The organism is Shewanella sp. MTB7 (assembly GCF_027571385.1).
GTDB lineage: Bacteria > Pseudomonadota > Gammaproteobacteria > Enterobacterales > Shewanellaceae > Shewanella.
The window spans coordinates 3803696-3825510 of the sequence record NZ_CP085636.1; the positions used below are offsets into that span (position 1 = coordinate 3803696).

At 42.0% G+C, this 21815-nt stretch carries 15 protein-coding genes; 6 read left to right on the plus strand and 9 right to left on the minus strand.

Annotated elements, in window-relative coordinates; genetic code table 11:
- Positions 1 to 10 precede the first annotated feature (10 nt).
- From lolE to HWQ47_RS16415, 3 genes are all read right to left on the minus strand, one after another.
- On the minus strand, positions 11 to 1267 hold the full coding sequence (gene lolE / locus HWQ47_RS16405; protein WP_269967138.1) for a lipoprotein-releasing ABC transporter permease subunit LolE: 1257 nt from the start codon (positions 1265 to 1267) through the stop codon (positions 11 to 13).
- Positions 1264 to 1974: a lipoprotein-releasing ABC transporter ATP-binding protein LolD gene (lolD, locus tag HWQ47_RS16410; RefSeq protein ID WP_269971771.1), complete on the minus strand. Its 711-nt coding sequence runs from the start codon at positions 1972 to 1974 to the stop codon at positions 1264 to 1266. Before lolD ends, lolE begins: the two co-directional genes overlap by 4 nt.
- Positions 1975 to 2073: 99 nt before the next feature.
- Positions 2074 to 3306, minus strand: coding sequence for a lipoprotein-releasing ABC transporter permease subunit (locus HWQ47_RS16415; RefSeq protein ID WP_269967139.1), 1233 nt, complete (start codon positions 3304 to 3306; stop codon positions 2074 to 2076).
- Between the two features lie 96 nt (positions 3307 to 3402).
- Here HWQ47_RS16415 and HWQ47_RS16420 point away from each other — a divergent pair, with 96 nt between their 5' ends.
- From HWQ47_RS16420 to HWQ47_RS16430, 3 genes are all read left to right on the plus strand, one after another.
- Positions 3403 to 3996, plus strand: coding sequence for a hypothetical protein (locus HWQ47_RS16420; RefSeq protein ID WP_269967140.1), 594 nt, complete (start codon positions 3403 to 3405; stop codon positions 3994 to 3996).
- A 75-nt stretch (positions 3997 to 4071) separates the two neighbouring features.
- On the plus strand, positions 4072 to 7545 hold the full coding sequence (mfd, locus tag HWQ47_RS16425) for a transcription-repair coupling factor (protein ID WP_269967141.1): 3474 nt from the start codon (positions 4072 to 4074) through the stop codon (positions 7543 to 7545).
- 1 nt (position 7546) lies between these two features.
- Positions 7547 to 8488: a peptidoglycan binding protein CsiV gene (locus HWQ47_RS16430; protein ID WP_269967142.1), complete on the plus strand. Its 942-nt coding sequence runs from the start codon at positions 7547 to 7549 to the stop codon at positions 8486 to 8488.
- On the opposite strand, the gene HWQ47_RS16435 is transcribed toward HWQ47_RS16430, so the two are convergent.
- From HWQ47_RS16435 to nagZ, 3 genes are all read right to left on the minus strand, one after another.
- Positions 8485 to 8760, minus strand: coding sequence for an acylphosphatase (locus tag HWQ47_RS16435; protein WP_269971772.1), 276 nt, complete (start codon positions 8758 to 8760; stop codon positions 8485 to 8487). The genes HWQ47_RS16430 and HWQ47_RS16435 overlap by 4 nt on opposite strands.
- 498 nt (positions 8761 to 9258) lie before the next feature.
- Positions 9259 to 9798, minus strand: a complete 540-nt coding sequence (ycfP, locus tag HWQ47_RS16440; protein ID WP_269967143.1) for an alpha/beta hydrolase YcfP — start codon at positions 9796 to 9798, stop codon at positions 9259 to 9261.
- Positions 9799 to 9890: 92 nt separating this feature from the next.
- On the minus strand, positions 9891 to 10904 hold the full coding sequence (gene nagZ, locus HWQ47_RS16445; protein WP_269967144.1) for a beta-N-acetylhexosaminidase: 1014 nt from the start codon (positions 10902 to 10904) through the stop codon (positions 9891 to 9893).
- Between the two features lie 327 nt (positions 10905 to 11231).
- On the opposite strand from nagZ, the gene HWQ47_RS16450 reads away from it, so the two are divergent.
- On the plus strand, positions 11232 to 12608 hold the full coding sequence (locus HWQ47_RS16450) for an L-serine ammonia-lyase (RefSeq protein WP_269967145.1): 1377 nt from the start codon (positions 11232 to 11234) through the stop codon (positions 12606 to 12608).
- Between the two features lie 77 nt (positions 12609 to 12685).
- Here the strand turns inward: HWQ47_RS16450 and cysB are convergent, their stop codons facing one another.
- On the minus strand, positions 12686 to 13660 hold the full coding sequence (gene cysB / locus HWQ47_RS16455; RefSeq protein WP_269967146.1) for an HTH-type transcriptional regulator CysB: 975 nt from the start codon (positions 13658 to 13660) through the stop codon (positions 12686 to 12688).
- Between the two features lie 226 nt (positions 13661 to 13886).
- Between cysB and HWQ47_RS16460 the strand changes: the two genes are divergently transcribed.
- Positions 13887 to 14666 (plus strand): hypothetical protein, encoded by a 780-nt coding sequence (locus HWQ47_RS16460; RefSeq protein WP_269967147.1) that lies wholly within the window; start codon positions 13887 to 13889, stop codon positions 14664 to 14666.
- A gap of 156 nt (positions 14667 to 14822) precedes the next feature.
- Here the strand turns inward: HWQ47_RS16460 and topA are convergent, their stop codons facing one another.
- Positions 14823 to 17510, minus strand: coding sequence for a type I DNA topoisomerase (gene topA / locus HWQ47_RS16465; RefSeq protein ID WP_269967148.1), 2688 nt, complete (start codon positions 17508 to 17510; stop codon positions 14823 to 14825).
- 393 nt (positions 17511 to 17903) lie between these two features.
- Between topA and astB the strand changes: the two genes are divergently transcribed.
- On the plus strand, positions 17904 to 19241 hold the full coding sequence (gene astB, locus HWQ47_RS16470) for an N-succinylarginine dihydrolase (RefSeq protein WP_269967149.1): 1338 nt from the start codon (positions 17904 to 17906) through the stop codon (positions 19239 to 19241).
- Between the two features lie 93 nt (positions 19242 to 19334).
- On the opposite strand, the gene HWQ47_RS16475 is transcribed toward astB, so the two are convergent.
- Positions 19335 to 21755 (minus strand): hypothetical protein, encoded by a 2421-nt coding sequence (locus HWQ47_RS16475; RefSeq protein WP_269967150.1) that lies wholly within the window; start codon positions 21753 to 21755, stop codon positions 19335 to 19337.
- Positions 21756 to 21815 lie beyond the last annotated feature (60 nt).

A 21815-nucleotide genomic window follows, 5' to 3' on the forward strand; every position in this document is an offset into this window, starting at 1 on the left:
AAGTAAACGACTACCGACCAGCTAAGGCGCTAGCAGGCTGTGTTTGACTCGCTTTCCATGCTGGATATAGAGTCGCTATCAAACTCATCACAAAGGCTAACAATAAAACCAAGCCAACATCGTATAGATGTAACTCTGATGGTAGAAAGTCGATAAAATAGATATCAGCAGAGAGAAGCTGTATGCCTAAAACATTCTCTATCCCTTTGGCTATCAAACTTAAGTTTTCTGCGATCAGAACACCCAAAGCACCACCGAGTAGACACCCCAACAAACCATTTAATGCTCCCTGAACAATAAATATGGTCATTATGGCACTGCGCTTCATTCCCATGGTCAATAAGATTGCGATCTCAGCTTGTTTATCCCGCACAGCCATTACTAACGTCGAGACGATATTAAAACAGGCTACGGCAATCACCAAAGCAAGCACTAAGTACATAACACTGCGAACCAACTGAATGTCTTGGTAAAGATGTCCCTGAGTACGTGTCCAATCTGTAATATAGAGATATTGTTCTTGGCTAAAGCCCAGTTCACGAATAAGACGCGGCGCTTCAAATACTTCAGCAGTTTTGATCCGAACCCCTGAAACTTGATCGTCCATATTCAAAATGGAAGCAGCGTATTGCATCGGCACATAGGCAGTCGATAGGTCAAGCTCCCCGCCTAGCTCAAACACACCTACCACAGTAAAACGGTAACTCTTAGCTGAACCTATGCGCTTCGTAGTCGGATCAGGATTAACGTTTGGCATATACAAGCTTAAAGAGTCACCAACACTTAACCCTAAACTTGTCGCTAAACTTTTGCCCAAAACGATGCTATTTTTATCTTTAACAGCCAGTTTAGACCACGTTTCTGGGGCCATAAACTGTGAGATATTGGAAACCTTTTCTTCATACAGAGTATCGATACCCAATATAGTCAGGCCTTGAAACCCGCCAGGCTTCTGCACTAAACCTTGTAAACGAATATAGGGTGCTGCAGCAACAATACCTGGAATTTTCTTAGCATCTTCAATGATACCCTGCCAGTGATTAACAGGCTGATTGACACCACTGAGCTCTCCATGAGCAACAACCCCAAGCATTCTATTCTCAAGTTCACTCTCAAAGCCATTCATGGCTGAGAGCACCACAATTAATACCGCCACACCTAATGCAATACCAGCCGTCGATGCAAAAGAGATAAAGCTGATAAGATTATTTGATTGGCGCGCCATATAGAAGCGCCAACCTATCCAAATAGAGAGGAGCTGACTCATAAAGCCTTACCTTTAATATCCGCAATTATATATGGTTGCAAATAGCCATCTTTCATCTGCACTTGTCTGTCCATTCTCGCCGCAAGTTTAGTGTCGTGTGTTACCACGACAAACGCGGTGCCTAGCTGATTAGCCAGTTCTTGGATCAATTCATAAACTGCCTCACCACTACTGGCATCAAGGTTTCCCGTAGGTTCATCAGCCAAAACCAGCTTAGGCTTGTTGATAAGCGCCCTTGCTATTGCGGTGCGTTGACGCTCACCTCCTGACATCTCTGCTGGGGTATGGGTCAGTCTGTGTCCAAGACCAACACGTTCTAATAGCACTTTAGCTTCAGCTTCAACCTCTTTTCGATTTCGCCCTTGAATTAACGCTGGCATGGCCACATTTTCAAGTGCTGTAAATTCAGGTAACAGATGATGAAACTGATAAATGAAGCCTAAATCTTGATTTCTCACCTCTGACTGGCGACGAGCTGACAAACCATAAAGATCTTCACCTAACATGATAACGCTGCCACTTGTTGGACGATCTAAGGTTCCCATTATGTGTAATAGCGTACTCTTACCTGAGCCTGATGTACCAACAATCGCAAGTTGTTCCCCTTTAAACACTTGCAGATCCACATCCTTAAGTACTTGAGTATCAACGCTTCCCTCTTGAAAACACTTACTGACATTTTTTACTTCTAGCAATAACTCTGGCATATCTTGTTCACTCTTATATTCTTTGCTCAATCAAACAGGAAAACCTATCCCTACTTCGACGCGTGATTATCTGGTTTGATTAATCAACTGTTAAACTGATCACTCATATCTCAACGCAGTTGCTGGCTGTACATTGGCAGCCCTAAGCGCGGGGTAAATCGTCGCACAAAATGTGATCACTAAAGTGCCAAGTATTATCCAAGCTATTTGGATCCAATCAAGTTGCACAGGCAGAGATTGACCCGCTCCTAAAATAGAGATCCCGACGGAGTTCATCATGGTGTTTAAATTGAGAGTTAACCCAATGCCGATAACCACGCCTAAAATGAGACCTATGATTGCATTAAGCGAACCTTGAAAAATAAATATGCCCATCACACTCGATGTGCTCAAACCTTGAGTTTTTAACACCGCCACATCAGTAGTTTTATCAACCACCATCATGACCAAGGCCGAAACAATATTAAATGCGGCTACGGCGATAATTAAACTCAACATCAAAGACATCATATTCTTTTCCATCTTCACGGCACTAAACAGATGACCATAGGTATCTCGCCAGTCCGATGTGCTGACTTTTATTCCCTGTGAGGTAAACTGAGATTCTACTTGTGTATTTAAACTCTCGGCATTGAAAGGATCACCAAGATAAAGACGAAGATGTTTTATCTCTCCCGGTTTTTGCCTCATCAAACGCTGTGCGTCTTCATAATGAACATAGGCCAGACTGGCATCAACCTGTGATCCCATCTCAAATACACCTGCAACGACGAATTTTCGTTGACTTGGCACAGGTCCAAGCGGTGAGTAAACCACACCTTCAGCGCTGAGGATCCGAACTTTATCCCCAATGGAAACATCTAAGCGTCTTGCAAGTTCAGAGCCTAAGATAACGCGATACTTTCCAGCTTTAAGCTCACTAAAGTGGGTTGTTAACACACCTTGCATCTTGTCCTCGAGGACTTTTTCATATTCAGGATAGACACCATACACTTGAATAGCGCTAATGTTAGAGGCTGACTGCACCATAGCTTGAGTGGATATACTGGGAGTCGCGGCGAGCACACCGGGTATACTCGTTAACTGAGCAACGTTGGCTTGCCAGTCAGTTAGGGCTTGCTCACTATGAACGGTTAACTGAGGTACAGCACCTAAAATACGTTGCTTTAATTGACCTTCGAGACCATTCATTACTGAGCTGACAACAATCAGCGCTGCGACTCCGAGTAAAATCCCCGAAACCGCAAAAAAAGTAATGAATGAGGCGAACGCATTGGCCTTTCTTGCACGCCAATAACGGAAGCCAATATGTGCTGATAACGCAATATTCATAGTTGCCCAACGACTCTTTAAATATGAGCCTTGCTAAATCATTAAGATGCGCACGATAATAGGGGTAATAGCTATACAAAAACAAGAGGAAATCCATTGATCACTGACTCAAGCGACTATTTTAGTGTCAAGCACGATTTTAAGGCCTACTTAACACCTTGGCCAGAGAATCAGCCTGTTCCATCTGAAAGCGAGTTAGCCCTAATGCTGCCGCTTGGTTTGCAACTCATTAGTGATGTGAAATCCTTAGAGGCTGATTGTTTACTGCAATTAAGACACTTGGATGATGAAGCGAAAACGGTTGTCGAATACCTTAAACTGCAATCGAGAAAAATTGACCTCGTTCTTCAGTATGTCCTTGAGCAGGAAACCCATGAAGGCGAACTGCATTTAGGGCAATTTTTTGGTGGCAGTGGCATCCGCATAAGAAGTGTTTGCCCATTTAATCCAGGAGCTCAATTTAAGATAACATGCCATATAAAAGAGGAACTCGTCGTCCTACTTTGCTTTGGCCAAGTTACAGCTTCTCAAGCTATTGAGCCTAATGACGCTAACAGCAAGGAATGCTACTTAGTCGATATTGAGTTCACCCAAATTTCAGATACAGACATAGAACAGTTGGTAAAAGCCAGCCTAAGCGTACAGCAAAAACAATTAAAGCAACGAAAACTTACCAGAAAAAGTCCATAAATTTTCACTAGCACAAGAGCCTGTATCCCACTACAATAACAGGCATCTTTGTCGCTGATCCCCAGTCATCTCTCAATGAAAGCATTTTCCATATTAACACCACCCGTAGTAAAAACTGCCACTAAGGCGCAAACTTTGTATACCTTAGGCGGAGCATCCCAAGCCATCACCTTAGCAAATTTGGTTAAGGGGTATGATGGACTCACACTGGCGGTCACCAATGACACGCCAACGGCCCTGTTATTAGATAATGAATTAGGTTATTTGCTTCAAGATACTTCTCTCCCGGTTTGGTTATTTCCCGATAGAGAGACCTTGCCATACGACAGTTTCTCTCCCCATCAAGATCTTGTTTCACAACGTCTAGAAACGCTGTCGCAGATCCCCAACGCTAAACGGGGAGTGGTCATAGTGCCTGTCAGCACCTTAATGGTTTTACTGCCACCTAAATCATATTTAGCCGGTAACGTACTTATACTCGCAAAGGGTGATAACTATTGTCTTCAAGATGTCAGGCAGCAATTAATTGATACCGGCTACCATCTTGTTGAGCAGGTTTATGAACATGGAGAGTTTGCCGTCCGTGGATCGATTATCGACCTTTTCCCTATGGGTTCAAATCAGCCTTTTCGTATCGAGCTATTTGATGATGAAGTGGAATCGATAAGACACTTCGATCCTGAGACCCAAAGATCCAGTGGTACGATTGATTCCATACGCTTATTACCTGCAAAAGAGTTTCCCACAGATAATGCAGCCATTGAAGGCTTTCGGCAGAGATACCGACGTCATTTTGAGGTTTTAGTTAAAGAGCCTCAATCAGTCTATCAAATGGTCAGTCGTAACATCATTCCGGCGGGAATAGAAAATTACCTGCCCCTTTTCTTCGATGAAACTGCCAGCTTGTTCGATTATCTACCAGAACATACTCAACTGGTCAATATTGGCGATCTTGAAGCCGCATCAAAGGCTCACTTAGTGGAAGTTGGACTTCGCTATGAAGACAGACGAGTGGACCCACTTCGTCCTTTATTGCCGCCTAAAGACCTTTATCTTCTCACTGAACAGCTTTTTTCAGCCTTTAAAAAATACCCCAGAACCTTGCTAAGGATAGGTGATGCGCAAGAACAAGGTCACAATGCTAAACTTGAAACTCTGCCAGAATTAACAGCAAATCATAAGCTTAAGCAACCTCTTACTCTGCTTCAAGATTATGTTGACGGTGGTGAGAGGATACTGTTCAGTGCTGAATCTGAAGGTCGACGTGAAGCCCTATTGGATCTCTTCAGCAAGATTGATGTCAAACCTCAGGTGTTTAACCACTTCGATGAGTTCATCGACTCAAAAGCCAAATTAGGTCTAATCGTATCACCTCTTTCCAAAGGTTGTATTGTTGAAAAAGCAAGAGGCTCAAAGTTCAGTATTATTTGTGAAACGGAACTCTTTGGTCACCGTATTTCACAGAAGCGTCGACGCGATAAACAAAGACAAATAAGTAGCGATGCATTGGTTAAAAACCTTGCAGAACTCAAAGTCGGACAACCTATCGTCCACTTAGATCATGGTGTCGCCCGTTACCAAGGTTTGGAAACACTCGATACGGGTGGTTTAGTTGCTGAATACCTAAAACTTGAATATACCGGAGGCGACAAACTTTATGTTCCGGTCTCCTCACTGCATTTAATCAGTCGATACAGTGTTGGCCCAGATGAAGAGGCACATCTCAATAAACTCGGTAATGAAACGTGGGCCAAAGCCAAGAAAAAAGCCATCGAGAAAATACGTGATGTGGCCGTTGAACTGCTTGATGTCTATGCCAGAAGACAAGCAAGACCCGGGGACGCTTGCCATATTGATCAAGAGGAATATGCACAGTTTTGTAATAGTTTTCCCTTCGAGGAGACGGTGGATCAGGAAACCTCAATCAATGCAGTGATCACCGACATGACGTCTCCCATCGCCATGGATAGATTAGTTTGTGGTGATGTTGGCTTTGGTAAAACTGAAGTGGCCATGCGCGCTGCGTTTGTTGCTGTAAATGATGGTAAACAGGTCGCGATCTTAGTTCCTACCACTCTACTGGCTCAGCAACATTTTGAAAATTTCAAAGACAGGTTTGCCGATTGGCCGGTAAAAATTGAGGTCATATCACGCTTTAAAACTGCCAAAGAGCAAAAAAGTGTTATGGAGGAACTAAGCAACGGTAAAGTCGATATCGTTATCGGCACTCATAAATTACTGCAATCTGATGCTAAATTTGAAAATCTGGGCTTATTGGTCATAGATGAAGAACATCGATTTGGTGTTCGTCAAAAAGAGAAAATTAAGGCATTAAGAGCCAATGTTGATATCTTAACGTTAACAGCAACACCAATACCGCGCACCTTGAATATGGCAATGTCGGGCATGCGAGACCTGTCCATTATTGCCACTCCCCCAGCGAAGCGTCTGGCAGTAAAAACCTTTATCAGAGAGTACGATAGCTCAACCATTCGAGAAGCCTTATTACGTGAAATATTACGCGGTGGTCAAGTTTACTTTCTACACAATACAGTCGAGACTATTGAGAAGCGCGCAGCAGAAATAAGTGAACTGCTGCCAGAAGCGCGTGTGGTGACCGCACATGGCCAGATGCGAGAGCGTGAACTTGAGAAAGTCATGTCTGATTTTTACCACCAAAAGTTCAATGTGTTAGTCTGTACGACCATTATAGAAACAGGCATCGATGTCCCGTCGGCTAACACCATAGTGATTGAACGAGCGGATAAGTTTGGTCTGGCTCAGCTTCATCAACTCAGGGGGCGAGTAGGACGATCACACCATCAAGCCTATGCATACTTAATGACGCCTCATCCGAAAAGTATGACAAAAGACGCACGAAAGCGCCTCGAAGCCATTGGTGCCCTAGAAGATCTCGGGGCAGGTTTCATGCTAGCGACTCAAGATTTAGAGATACGCGGCGCAGGTGAACTCTTAGGTGATGAGCAAAGTGGCCATATCTCGAAAATTGGTTTTACTCTCTATATGGAGATGCTCGAAGATGCAGTAAAATCCCTAAAAGAAGGCAAAGAACCTTCATTAAGTCAAATGTTAAGACGCCAGTGTGAAATCGATCTTCGCATTCCAGCACTGTTACCTGAAGACTTTGTTCACGACGTTAACATCAGACTATCTCTGTACAAACGCATCGCAAACTGTGAGACAGAGCAAGCACTGGATGAGTTGAAGGTAGAGTTGATAGATCGTTTCGGTCTTCTGCCATCTTCTACTAAAAACTTAATGGAACTGACACTTTACAAGCATCAAGCCACGGCTTTAGGGATCAGAAAACTTGAGATGCACGCTAAAGGAGGTAGCTTAGAGTTCAATGACGATCACTGCGTCGATCCAGGCTTTATTATCGGCTTACTGCAAAGCCAACCACAAAACTATCGAATGGATGGCCCAAGTAAGTTAAAATTCATCATTCCAACTGAATCTCATGCGGACAGACTGGCTCTAGTAAAATTGCTATTGGAGCAATTATCACAACATCGTCTTGGAGACTAATGTGTTAAAGAAAACCTTATTCCCCCTAATAGGAATGCTCTGGATAACGCAAACTTTTGCTCAAGATGAGCGATGGTTTGAAGTCGAGGTCTACTTATTTGAACGCGACGCCAGTCACAGCCAGGAACGCAGCCCTGAACAATTAACCCTCACAGATACAACCAAAGCTGTTGATCTTATATCCCCACTCTTTAGCACAGATATCACAGGCGCAAGTTTAGGATTAGAGGGCTGTTCATCTAGCGATTGGGCGACGAATGCTGATCAATGTAATGCCCAGTTAGAATCAACTCAAGTGAATCATGTAAGCCAGATCCCAGTTAATATCGTCGCAGCAACAGAACAATACGGCGTGCCAGGCGGCCCTCCTGTTTTGCTCTCTAAAGAGCAAAATCAATTTAGCGAGATCATGAGCAAAATAAGCAGGGAGCCCGGAAATAAAAGCCTACTGCATATGTCTTGGCAACAATCGATGTTGCCCCGACACAAAGCTAAGCCTGTAAGGCTCTTTTCAGGACAAGATTACTCCGACCGATTTGAGATAAATGGTCAAACAATTCAAAGTTTTCAATCGGATCTCACCATCCCGCAATTTGACTTTTTAGATACAGGTTTTAGCGCCAAAACAGATAAACCTGTTTGGGAACTAGACGGGACAGTTAACATCTATCTGGATCATTTTCTTTATGTTGAAACCGCATTGAACTTGCGAGAAGAGGGAACAAAAAATCTTGATATTTCATCTAGTTCACTTAATGAAACATTGGAAAAAAATAATAAAATCACTCCTTTTCTTTATGCTTTTCCTTTAACGCAAAATCGTAGGGTACGAAGTGATGAAATACACTATTTTGATCATCCAAAGATGGGCATGATTTTACAGATCAGAAAAATGGAGCAACCAAAAAATAAGCTCAATGAGATGACTGCCAACGAATTCTAGTAAGGTAAAATTGAGAAGTCGAGGTAAATCTCATTCTCCTCGTCTTCTTGCACATACACCTGATCAACTTGAGATTGTGGAGAACCAAGACTGCACCACTCAATAAGGTTATCCACCGCAGGAAATGCACCTTGAGCTAAGATATTGACTGAGCCATTGTCATTATTCATCACATAGCCAGTAATACCCAATTCGTTGGCTTTAGATTGTGCAGAACGTCTAAAGCATACTCCCTGCACTTTACCTGTCACATTGATTAGTACTCTCTTCATCATAAGCCCATTATCAATAATGCCCTTCTCTGAAGATAACCTAATCCTTATCATTGGGCAAAAATCATGCAAAAAAAAACAGCTAACAAAAAAGTGATTAGCTGCATCGGGCGACATACGCAAAAGGGTATGGTCAGTTTTAGACCAGAATTCTATTATGTATCATTATGTAACGAATTAATTATGGACGCTACTTTACACTGCAAAATGCAATTTTAAAACAAAAAATAGACTTTTTAACCAAAAAAAGAACAATAACCGATCTTAAGCTCTTACATTCAAGATTAAATCAGTTTCTTACACTATGTTATTTATTGTTAAGATAATAAACAATATTTATTGTAAAGCAGAACTTTCATATCATATTTAAAGTCTTACCAAAAAAAGTATTATAAATTGGTAAATTTAGACATCTATTTATCGATTGATTTTTGAGCGCGTGAATATATTGGGAGGATAATTTTGAAGTTAACACGCCGTAATAATACGGCGCTGGTATTATGCGTTTTTGAATGTTTGAATAACAGAAAGATAACTCGCTAACATGGGAAATTTATGAGGTTGTTCCTCATCCCAACAGATCTGATAAAAATCACTAAGCGCTTCACTCACTGCTTGATTATCAAACACTTCATCTTTCCTTGAGAGTATAACTAAAGATTTTTTTCTATTTTCATTTCTAAAATCTGCCACACATTTATTCGCAATATCAGCATATTCTTCGGGTCTATCTAATTTACCCAGCATATTATGTTGAGGTGTTAAATTAGGGTTAATGAGTACAGATTTTAATCCATTCAAAAAACCAATTCGTTCAGCCCAATAGCCCCCCAAACCAACACCAATAATGATCGGGTTAGAATCATCACTTAACTGCAACTGCTTACTGACATCATTAAGTAAATACTGCATGTCATGTTTTGGATGTAAGGTACTATAACTAAGTAAACGTACATCTTTATCAATAAATTGTAACTGACGAATTTTCTCGTGGTTACCCGGACTGGTTGCATCAAAGCCATGTAAATAGAGAATCATTTGATCACCTATAAAAATTCAGAAGATAAACCTTAACTAAGTTGAATGTTTGGAATATTGAGATAAATCAAAATTCCAAACATTATTGATTATTAATCTTTAATAAATGTCATAGCAAGCGCTTGCGCTTGCTGCCATCTTTCACTGTTTTCTAACCCCAATGCCACAGCCTTACCCTCAGGCTTTAAAAGCTGGCCAGGATACTCAGGCTTACTCTCTGGCCATATCAGCTCATTAAGTACTTCAGTTGCCCCTTTTGCATCGTTGCAAATTAAAATCATATTGCAGCCCGCATCGAGTGCAGCCTGAGCTCTCGCTTTATAGCCACCAACAACTCCAGCGCCCTTCATCCCCAAATCATCAGAGAATATAACGCCATTGAAGTTAAGCTCCCCCCTTAATACCTCTTGTAACCAATATGAAGAGAAGCCTGCAGGATTAGGGTCTACCTTTGGATAGATCACGTGTGCAGGCATTACCCCCTGCAACTGCCCCTTAGCAATGAGATGTTTAAAGGGCTGCATATCAATCTCAAATATCACTTTCTTACTACGCTCATCATAAGGTTGAGCAATATGGGAATCTGCAACCACACTTCCATGTCCAGGAAAATGTTTACCTACCGATGCCATTCCTGCTTGATGCATTCCTTCGATAAAACTTCCAGCAAGCTCTATCACTTCACTAGGCTCTGAGCTAAAGGCACGTTTACCTATCACTTCACTCACTCGATTGAGGTCAAGCACAGGTGCAAAACTCAAATCAATATCGCAAGCAAGTAACTCTATAGCCATAAGAAAACCTAACTCAACGGCCCATTTTTTGGCCAGTTCCATATCGCCAGATGCAAATGGTAGAATATCTCCCATGGCTGGAATGTAGGTAAATCCATCTCTGAACCTTTGTACTCTGCCCCCTTCGTGATCCACTGCAATAATAAGATCTGGTCGTACAGAGCGAAGCATCTGTATTAATGAAATTAGTTGTGGGCGGTCAGAATAATTTCGACTGAATAATATGACTCCACCCACCATAGGATGTTTCAGTTGTATCAGCTCCTCTTCAGAAGCTTGAGTCGAAAGCAGATCAAGCATTAAGTAACTCACAATACCCCTTAATTATAGAAATAGAACAATGAAAATGACTGGGTCAATTAAGTTTTTTGTTTCATAAATCGAAACAAAAACAAACACAAATTATACAAACTTCTAATCATAAATTGACTTAGCTAATCTAATCTGAAAATCTAAATTAAAAAAACTCATGCTAAGCCCTATATAAAAATGTGGGATACTTTCAGGAAAAGCAACCACACTATCTCTGTAGATTACCATATCACGGCTTTTTCCCTTTACATTTTACAGATCTCAAGGAAAATTTAATCTAGTGTTGATAGTGCTGACATAACAATTAAAGCAAATAAGGTGTTAAACATGATTAGTGTATTTGACATGTTCAAAATAGGCATTGGTCCTTCAAGTTCCCACACTGTAGGTCCAATGAAAGCGGGTAACATCTTTGTTCAAGATCTCGATAAAGCAGGTCTATTAAATTCAACAGATGAATTACGATCAGAGTTGTTTGGATCATTAGGTCAAACAGGTAAAGGTCATGGTACAGGTAAAGCTGTGATCTTAGGGCTAATGGGGGAAGCACCGGATACGGTTGTAACTGAAACCATAGATGAGATTTTAGATAAAGTCAGTCAAAGTGAACAACTGCTGATGGCAAACGGTAAAAAAGTCATCTTCACTCGTGAACGAGGCATCACCTTTCATAGGCGGAAAAGCCTTCCCGCTCATGCAAATGCTATGACACTTTATGCCTATAACCAAGGCAAGTGTATATTCGATAGAACATATTACTCCGTCGGTGGCGGATTTATCTTAGATCAAGATGAGATTCTGGCACAGAATGCTTCACCTGCAGTTCCTATCCAATCCGCTCCCTATGATTTTGATAGCGCAACTCAACTCTTAGCTCTTTGCACCGAATATGGATTAAGTATCTCTTCACTCATGATGGCAAACGAACTCAGTATTGCCCCTGAAGCTGAAATAAAACAAAAGTTATGGTTTATCTGGCAGACCATGAAAACTTGCGTAGAACGGGGTTATCAAAAAGAAGGAATATTACCAGGAGGACTGAAACTTAGGCGTCGTGCTCCTGCCATGTACCGTCGACTTAAAGCTGAAGGGAAAAACAGTGTCGATCCTCTCACTGTTCTCGATTGGGTTGATCTGTTTGCACTGTCAGTTAACGAACAAAACGCAGCTGGAGATCGTGTCGTCACAGCCCCCACCAATGGAGCTGCCGGAATTATTCCTGCCGTACTCTGTTACTACGACATGTTTGTTCAAGAAGTCGATATCGAAGTGTGTTGCCGCTATCTGTTAACCGCTGCTGCTATCGGTATCCTCTATAAGAAGAATGCGTCTATCTCAGGGGCTGAAGTGGGTTGTCAGGGAGAAGTTGGTGTTGCCTGCTCTATGGCAGCTGGTGCACTCACTGAAATTATGGGTGGTACCATTGAGCATGTTGAAAATGCTGCTGAAATTGGGATGGAGCATAATCTAGGCCTTACATGTGATCCAGTCGGTGGCTTAGTTCAGGTTCCCTGTATCGAACGAAATGCTATGGGAGCAGTAAAAGCGATTAATGCATCAAGAATGGCACTGCATGGTGATGGGAACCACAAAGTCTCTCTAGATAAAGTGATTAAGACTATGATGGACACAGGCAAAGATATGCGCAGTAAATACAAGGAAACAGCCAAAGGTGGTTTAGCTGTTAATATCGTAGAGTGCTAATCGAATCTCATTAGTAAGAATAAAAAACTCGCCATTTGGCGAGTTTTTTATTCTAAATGTAGAATGCCGAATATCGACTAGCGCACCGGCAGGTCGATATTAGAAAACATATTTTCAATCAACTGTGGGTCTCTTAATCCGACGGCCTTTTCAACCACTTCTTTTGTAAGGTGTGGAGCAAAATGTTCTATAAACTCATACATATAAGTTCTTAAGAAGTTGCCTTTCCTGAAACCGATTTTAGTTGTGCTGTGCCCAAACAGATGGCTTGCATCGATTGCAACAAGATCTCTATCTATCGTAGGATCAATCGCCATTGATGCGATAACCCCAACCCCGAGCCCTAAGCGTACGTATGTTTTTAACACATCGGCGCTGGTTGCACTAAACACCACTCTAGGTTCTAGCCCAGCTCGGTTAAATGATTTTTCAATCTCAGATTCACGATCAAAACCAAATACATAGGTAACTAACGGGAAACGCCCCAAATCTTCGATACTGATATTACTGCGAGATGCCAGTGGATGATCACGTTTAACCACAATAGAACGATTCCAGTGATAGCACGGCAACATAATCAAATCTGAATAAAGATGCATGCCCTCTGTCGCAATAGCAAAGTCCGCATCTCCACGAGCTGCAAGCTCACTTATCTGTGAAGGCGTACCTTGATGCATGTGAAGGTTCACTTTAGGATAACGATCGATAAAACCTCGAATAATATTCGGTAATGCATATCTAGCTTGTGTATCTGTTGTGGCTATATTCAACTCGCCTTGATCTGGCTTGGTGTACTCTTCAGCCACTTTCTTAATACTTTCAACTTTACCTAAGATACTATTTGCTATGCTTATTACCTGCTCGCCAGCAGGTGTCACATGAGTTAAATGCTTCCCGCTACGACCAAAAATTTGAATTCCTAATTCGTCTTCAAGCATTCGAACCTGTTTACTGATCCCTGGCTGAGATGTATAAAGGTTTTCAGCCGTTGCCGACACATTGAGGTTATGATTTACCACTTCGGCAATATACCTGAGTTGCTGTAGCTTCATCTTTTATCCTTCAATTTGACCTAAGTTATCGCTTAGTTCATTAGGTCGGTATGGTCAATGACTATAAGAATTAGTTATAGTTTACGGTAAAAATTAAATCAATATGGAATATAACATAGAGTTCACGATAATCACACGACATTAGCAAAATCCAAGACTAAGATAACTATGCTAGACTCTTGATTTATAGTAGCATTAAAAGAATTGCTTATTTGATGGTAGACCTATGATATTTACTTTGGTTCTGGTCCTAATTGGTGCTCTCTTATTTCTGGTTATTGGTGTAAACGTCGTTCAGCAACAAAAAGAACGAGTGGAAGCCGAACGAAGAGCTGAGTTGGCCAGACAACGGGCTATTATTGATGAGACCGAAGAGGTGTTATCGCATACTGGGATGTTTCCTTGTTCATCACAAATTGTTTTAGTTCTTTATAAGCGTGTTCAAGATTCATTGAAATTAGCAAAAAATATGGCAGGAAATCATGCCTCTGATTATGAACGTCGTTTAAATGACATTAATGCTCAAGTCACAAGTATAAATTCAGGCCCTAAAAGTGCACCAGCAATTGAAGGGTTTAGACTTCCGGATAATGATAAGCAAATTCTGACTTTAGTACAGGTACTCAAGAAATTAAAAGCAATCTTGAGAGCAGAACATAATAAAGGGAAAGTCGATATTGCAGTATTCGCTGAAGAGGAAGGAAGGATAGACAGTCTTCAGTTACGTATTAACGTCGACTCTATGCTTTCAAGAGCAAGAAATGCATCAGTGACCAAGCAATACGGCTCGGCAAAGCAAATGGTGACCAAAGCACTTTCTACACTGCAAGCGATTAAGGCGCAAACGCCTAATGATCCGTTTATTGGTCGTAAAGTAGATGAAGCAAAAGCTTTGTTAGATGAAGTAATGAATGCTCAAAAAGAAGCGGCACCTGCAGCACGACAGGATAACAAAGAAGAAGAAGAGGATATTGATGTACTCTTCCAACCCAAAAAGAAATGGTGATCCCACTCAATATAGCTTAACGCCTTGATAATGAAACCAGCTTAACCGCTGGTTTTTTTAGGCCTGAAAAACATCATCTACGTTAAAAGTAAATATAAAAAAACCCCGATGAACGTCGGGGTTAGATACAAGTGCAAGGTAGTAAACTTACGCTACTTACTCTTTAACTTTTTCCTTAGTAGTCTTAGCTTTTGGTTTTGCCGCCACTTTAGGTTTGGCTTTTTTCTTAGCCTCCGTCACCCATTTACCGTCGATGTATTTTGATGTCCAGCCGCTCGCTTTACCATCAATGTCAGTCGCTACATATTGCTCTTTCGTCTTACGACTGAAACGTACAGTGGCTTTATTACCTTCATCATCTTCCACTGGCGCATCGGCTAAATAAGCATATTTAGGCCACAAAAGTTCACGATACCTCACCAGCTCTTCAACTAATGGTGGACGTGTCTCTCGCGACTTAGGGAAGGTACTTGCAGCCATAAAAATACCTGCTGCACCATCTCTAAGCACGAAGTAACCGTCTGACTTAGTACATTTGAGTTCAGGGAGATGAATAGGATCTTCCTTTGGTGGTGCTGCCTCACCGCTTTTCAACAGTTTACGCGTATTTTTACATTCAGAATTGGTACAACCAAAGTACTTACCAAACCGACCGTTTTTCAGTTCCATATCATTGCTACAACGATCACATTCAATGATAGGTCCTTCATAGCCCTTAATCTTGAACTGGCCTAACTCAACTTCATAACCAGCACATATGGGGTTATTGCCACAGACATGAAGCTTACGAGTCTCATCGATTAAGTAACTGTCCATCGCAGTACCGCAGACGTCACAACGATGCTTAGCACGTAATGCATCTGTTTCAGCATCCTCGCTGTTCTCACTTATCGCCTCTTCACCAGAGGTTAAGTTCATCGTTGTCTTACAACGCTCTTTTGGCGGTAATGCATAGCCTGAACAACCAAGGAATACACCTGTAGTCCCCGTTCGGATCCCCATGGGTCTACCACAAGTCGGACATTTGATATCCGTTAACACCATCTCATTAGGACGCATACCGCCCTCTTCTGGTGCTAATTCCGCTTGATCCAGTTGTTTGGTTAAATCTTTATAGAAACCATCAAGTACTGTCTTCCACTCAAGCTCACCATGAGCAACATCATCAAGGGTTTGTTCCATGCTTGCGGTAAAGTCATAGCTCATTAACTCTTTAAAACTACCGACTAGACTCTCACTAACGATCTCTCCCATCTTTTCTGCATAGAAACGACGGTTTTCAACCTTCACATAACCACGGTCTTGAATGGTTGAAATAATCGTTGCGTAAGTCGATGGACGACCGATACCACGTTTCTCGAGCTCTTTCACTAAAGAGGCTTCGCTGTACCTTGCGGGTGGCTTAGTAAAGTGCTGTTTATGCAGTAACTCATCTAAAGAAAGCACATCCCCTTTTGTCACTGCAGGTAAAGTACTCTCCTCTTCATTTTTCTTTTTAACCGCGGTTTGAACTCGTGTCCAACCATCGAATCGTAAAGTTCGACCCGTTGCCTTGAGCTCATATTCGCCAGCTTTAACAGTCAAACGAGTCGCATCGTATTTTGCAGGCGTCATCTGACAAGAGACAAACTGACGCCAAATCAATTCATAAAGACGCTGAGCATCACGTTCCATATCACTCATGCTTGCAGCATGAACAGAAACATCTGACGGACGAATCGCTTCGTGAGCCTCCTGAGCCCCCTCTTTACTGCCATAACGTAATGGCTCAGCAGGTAAGTACTCCTCACCATACTCTTTGCTAATCATCTCACGAACATTTTCGACTGCTTCTTGACTCAAGTTAGTTGAGTCGGTACGCATATAAGTAATATGGCCCGCTTCATAGAGGCGCTGAGCCATCATCATGGTTTTCTTAACACCAAAACCAAGTCTAGTACTCGCAGCTTGCTGCAATGTAGAGGTAATATAAGGCGCTGAAGGTTTACTCGATGTTGCTCTATCATCACGAGCGGCAACCACAAAGCTTGACTGTGCTAATGCATTGACAGCAGTTTGGGCTTGCAATTCGTTAACAGGGTTAAATGCCTTATCTTGGAATTTAACCACTTCCATTTTTAGCAAATCGTTAGTCAAGGTATTTAAGTTTGCATGTATGTCCCAGAACTCTTCTGGCACAAAAGCTTTAATTTCACCTTCTTTCTCAACCACTAAACGAGTCGCTACCGATTGCACACGGCCAGCCGAAAGTCCTCTTGCAACTTTTTTCCAAAGCAGCGGAGAAACCATAAAGCCAACCACGCGGTCAAGAAAACGTCGCGCCTGTTGCGCGTTGACCATATTAGTGTCTAAAGTTGCAGGTTTACTAAATGCGTCCTGAATAGCTGATTTAGTTATTTCATTGAAAACAACCCGTTGATAACGAGATGGGTCCCCTCCAATTACCTCTTGAAGATGCCAAGCAATGGCCTCTCCCTCTCTATCCAAATCGGTTGCGAGAAAGATATGATCTGCGCTTTCCGCTAAAGCTTGCAGTTCCTTGACCACTTTCTCTTTACCGGGGAGCGTTTGATACTTGGCTTTCCAGCCATTTTCAGGATCAATTCCCATACGAGTAACCAGCGCTTGTTTCGCTCTTTTACTCTTATAAATAGCTTTTTCTTCAGGAGACATCTTCTTAACTTCAGCGGGCGTTTTAGTCGCCACATTCACTTCAGCTGTTGATGATGTTGGTAGATCACGTATGTGACCCACACTCGATTTCACGATGTAATCTTTGCCGAGATATTTATTAATAGTCTTGGCTTTGGCCGGTGATTCGACAATAACTAGCGATTTACCCATAGAATGATCTGCGCCAAAAGTCTCAAAAATTTGTTAATTGGCTCCATATATAGAGTGTTGTCTCGATAGTTTCAAGTTAATCCCTCTTTTTTTTATATCGTTTAGCCAATTTTTGAGCATTAATTAAAAAAATGTAAAATATATTTCTGCGTATTTAAAAACAAATATTTCATTATTAGTCAGCTAGCAAGGTTATCTTGTGAATTTCAATGCACATATGACCAATTCACTCTTTAGGTACAACTTGTTAACCCTTAAAGCTCACGTATACTGAGCCAAAATTAAACAAGTTTAAAGAAGAGGCAGACTCAGGCGACCTCAAACTTAACGGGTGATTACAGGAAAAGAGAATCCAATCAATAACCTTAATTGCCTGCATAACAAGGATAATAAATGAAGCATTTTGAAGCGAACTTTGATGGACTCGTTGGACCCACCCATAACTATGCCGGTCTCTCTTTTGGCAATGTAGCCTCTTTTAGCAATGCATCAGCGGTATCCAATCCTAAAGCCGCAGCTAAACAGGGGTTAAAAAAAGCAAAAGCTCTAGCAGATATGGGAATGGTTCAAGGTATGCTGGCCCCTCAGGAGCGCCCAAACCTTCATACACTACGCCGAATTGGTTTTTCGGGCACTGATGCTGAAATATTAAATAAAGCAGCCAAAGAGGCTCCTGCGCTCCTGCGGGCTTGTTGTAGTGCATCAAGTATGTGGACAGCCAATGCAGCAACCGTATCACCCAGTGCCGATACCCAAGATGGTAAAGTGCATTTTACCCCTGCAAACCTCGTAGATAAGCTGCATCGTAGTATCGAACCAACCACAACGGGGAATATTTTAGCGGCAACCTTTAATAATCCTCGCTACTTCAGTCATCACCAGCACCTGCCTGAACAAGCCAGTTTTGGTGATGAAGGGGCCGCTAATCACACGCGACTCTGTGAAAGCTATGGTGACAGAGGTCTTGAGCTATTTGTCTATGGACAAGAAGCGACAAATCCAAACGCACCTAAGTCTAAAAAGTACCCAGCAAGGCAAACCTTAGAAGCCTCCCAAGCGATCGCTCGTCTTCACGGGTTAAGTGAAAACAACACGGTATACATCTCCCAAAACCCTGATGTGATTGACCAAGGTGTATTTCATAATGACGTGATTGCAGTTGGCAACCAGAACGTACTTTTCTACCACCAACAAGCATTTCTGAATACACAAAATAAACTCGATGAGATACAGCGTAAGTTTGCTAACTCAGACCTTCATTTTATCGAGGTGCCAACCGCAAAGGTCAGTATTGAGGATGCCGTCAAAACTTACCTATTCAATACTCAAATTATCACCCTTCCCTCTGGTGATATGACCATCATTGCGCCGACTAACTGCCAAGAGAATCCGGCGGTTTTCGCTTACCTCAATGAGCTAATAACATTAGGAACCCCAATTAAGCAGGTCAACTACTTTGACGTTAAGCAAAGCATGCAAAATGGCGGTGGTCCCGCTTGCCTTCGCCTGCGGATAGCCATGAATGATATCGAGTTAGCGGCGGTTAATCAGAATACCTTAATGAATGAGGCATTATTCACTCGCTTAAACGTTTGGGTTGATAAACATTACCGCGATCGTCTTATCGTCGATGATTTAGCAAACCCTCAGTTACTTATCGAATCTAGAACCGCATTGGATGAACTCACGCAGATAATGAAACTCGGCAGTGTGTATCAATTTCAGAAGTAACTTAAGTCTTACTATTTATCTATAAAAAACCACCTTCACTGGTGGTTTTTTATGTAGTCAAACTTTATGCTAATATTTGACGAACTGTATACATCACATATTTATGTCAACTACAGCAACTGTTGAGATGACTCCGTCAGGAGTTGTCACGCTTATCGTCAACACACCATCCTCAGGTTCATCAGGAGCTTTTACCGCAAACGTGTCGCACCGCGCACCATTAAAGTTAGTGTTAGGCCATGCAATAGGATTCGTGGTCGCAACACTACCAGCAGAAGACACAGCATTAATCTGACTACCTGAAGGCATTTGCTGATTATGTAAATCTGAAATACAAAGAGCAACATAGCCTATCGATTTAGGTGCTAGATCTAATATATGTACTCCAGTATCTGTTGCGCTATCTGTAACTATAGGCTGTGAAGCAATAGCGGCACTTCCAGACATGACTAAAACAAGGTTTTGCCTAACAAAAGTACTGGTACTTTGAGCTGTAAAAGATGCGCAGCCTGCATGAACAGGTTCTGCACACAACACTCCATTATAGAGATCATCCTTTGTGTCAAAACTCCCATTAGAATCAAAATCAATGAGTTCCTCTAAATCACCACCACCAGCACCAGTACCCTGCTCAGGGTTAAACAAGCTATCTTCATTAAAGTCTTCAAAAGGCTCATTTAAATCAAAATCTACACCGGCAGTATTTTTTCCTAAAAAGGCTGTTAACTCATCAGTATCGAATCGTCCATTACCATTAGTATCAGCAAAAGACTCCTCTCCTACTGCTGTAGCCGTTACTGTTGTCCTTCCCCCCATTGGTTGACCTAAGTAATAATGCTGACGGACATCCCAATACTGACGTCCTTGTCCATCTAGAGCTAACGGTTGGACTGTTGCCCCAAAAGGCCGTGGATTTTTACTCTGCCAATCTACAGTACAATCACCATTAGTCGTCAAACATGAGTCAACAATGTCACCACCTTCGGTCCTAAACGTCACTGATGTACCATCTGGTACTCGATTATTAAACGCATCTGAAAGCTTTGCAGTTATCTGAACAAGCGTACCTTCCTCACTCCACCCCTCAGGATTAAAATTTGAAGCTGAAAGTGAGAAGCTATCTTGATCAGGAATACCTGTTGTGACAACTAACTGGCTTGATTGGCTTGAAATAACCGGATCAGAACCATTGATAGTCCCTGTTAAGCGTATAACGGTTGCTACTGAACCTGAACCGACAACGGTTTGAACAAAACCCTGCTCATTTGTACTCGCAGACACTGGATTTAATTTAATGCCACCGACATCGGTGTTGAGACTAAAATCGACTAGCTGATTGCTAACAGGCAAACCATTTGTATCTAGTACCTTAAAAATAACCGTAGATGATTCAGGTAAACCAGTTCCAACAATTCCTATTTTTTCAGGTGTTGCTGATAAATAAACAATACTGCCTATACTGGCCGGCAAAATTGAAATACTCGCGTTGGCTGATAGACTCTGCCCCCCAGCGTTAGCTGTTACGTTTATCTGATCATCACCACTACATCCTTGTGCGAGGTATGTGCTAGATGCCACGCCATTTACGGCTGTAACAGGTGTGCTTAAAATAGCTTGAGGTGTTGAAAAAGACGCACAAGTAGATGTAAAGTTAACTTCAACAGGCTGAGTAAATAGATTATTATCGCCATCTTGAAGTTTTACACTAACAGTTGCAGTACCACCGGCAGATAACAGTGTTGTCGAGATTGAAGCAACTCCGGAAACAAAAGGCTCACCACTTCCCATAAATACGTTTGTAGCACCCACTACAACAATGACCTCTCCTTTTTCACCTGTTTCTAATAAAGCGACAGCTTTACCTGCGCCTAAATCCGTTCCCGCATAAATGTCGACTATAGCAACACCTTCAACAGTAACAGCAGCATCAACGGGTATTTCACCTTTCGCTGATGTAAACGTCACAATAACAGGCTTATTAACCCCTGTAACAGTCGCAACAAGTTTGCCAGGTTTAGTTGTCGATATTGTATCAGTAGCATTACCATCAGAATCTGTTAATGTCAGTACAATGACAGCTCCCCCGCTAGTATCACCACCATCTCCGGCCATATTGACGCCAACGGTTGGTGAAGTTCCGCTAAAACCATCAACACTAGCAGAGACACTAGCCGCCCCAACGACGTTAGAAGTGGCAAGTTCAATTTGCGCTTGGCCCTCAGCATTAGTTAATGCCGTCCCTGTCCCCGGATTAAAAGCCCCTAAAGAGTCATCACTTAACGCGAAATTCACCAAGGTATCCACCATTACACCTGTTTTTGAATTAGACACTATGGCGGTAACTGTTGCAGGCGTAGCAGCATTAATATCGGTATTCGAAATAGATAACGAAATGGATATGGAACCTTCATCAGGTTCAGGATCCGTGGGGTCTGAAATATCCCCACCACCACTACATGCAATCATAAAAAAAGACAAAAAGAATGCGATAAACAATTTATATGCTGACTGCATGTCAGACTCCCCGTTACTCAAAATGTAATTTTTAGCAAAGCGCCTATTACTTATAGGATA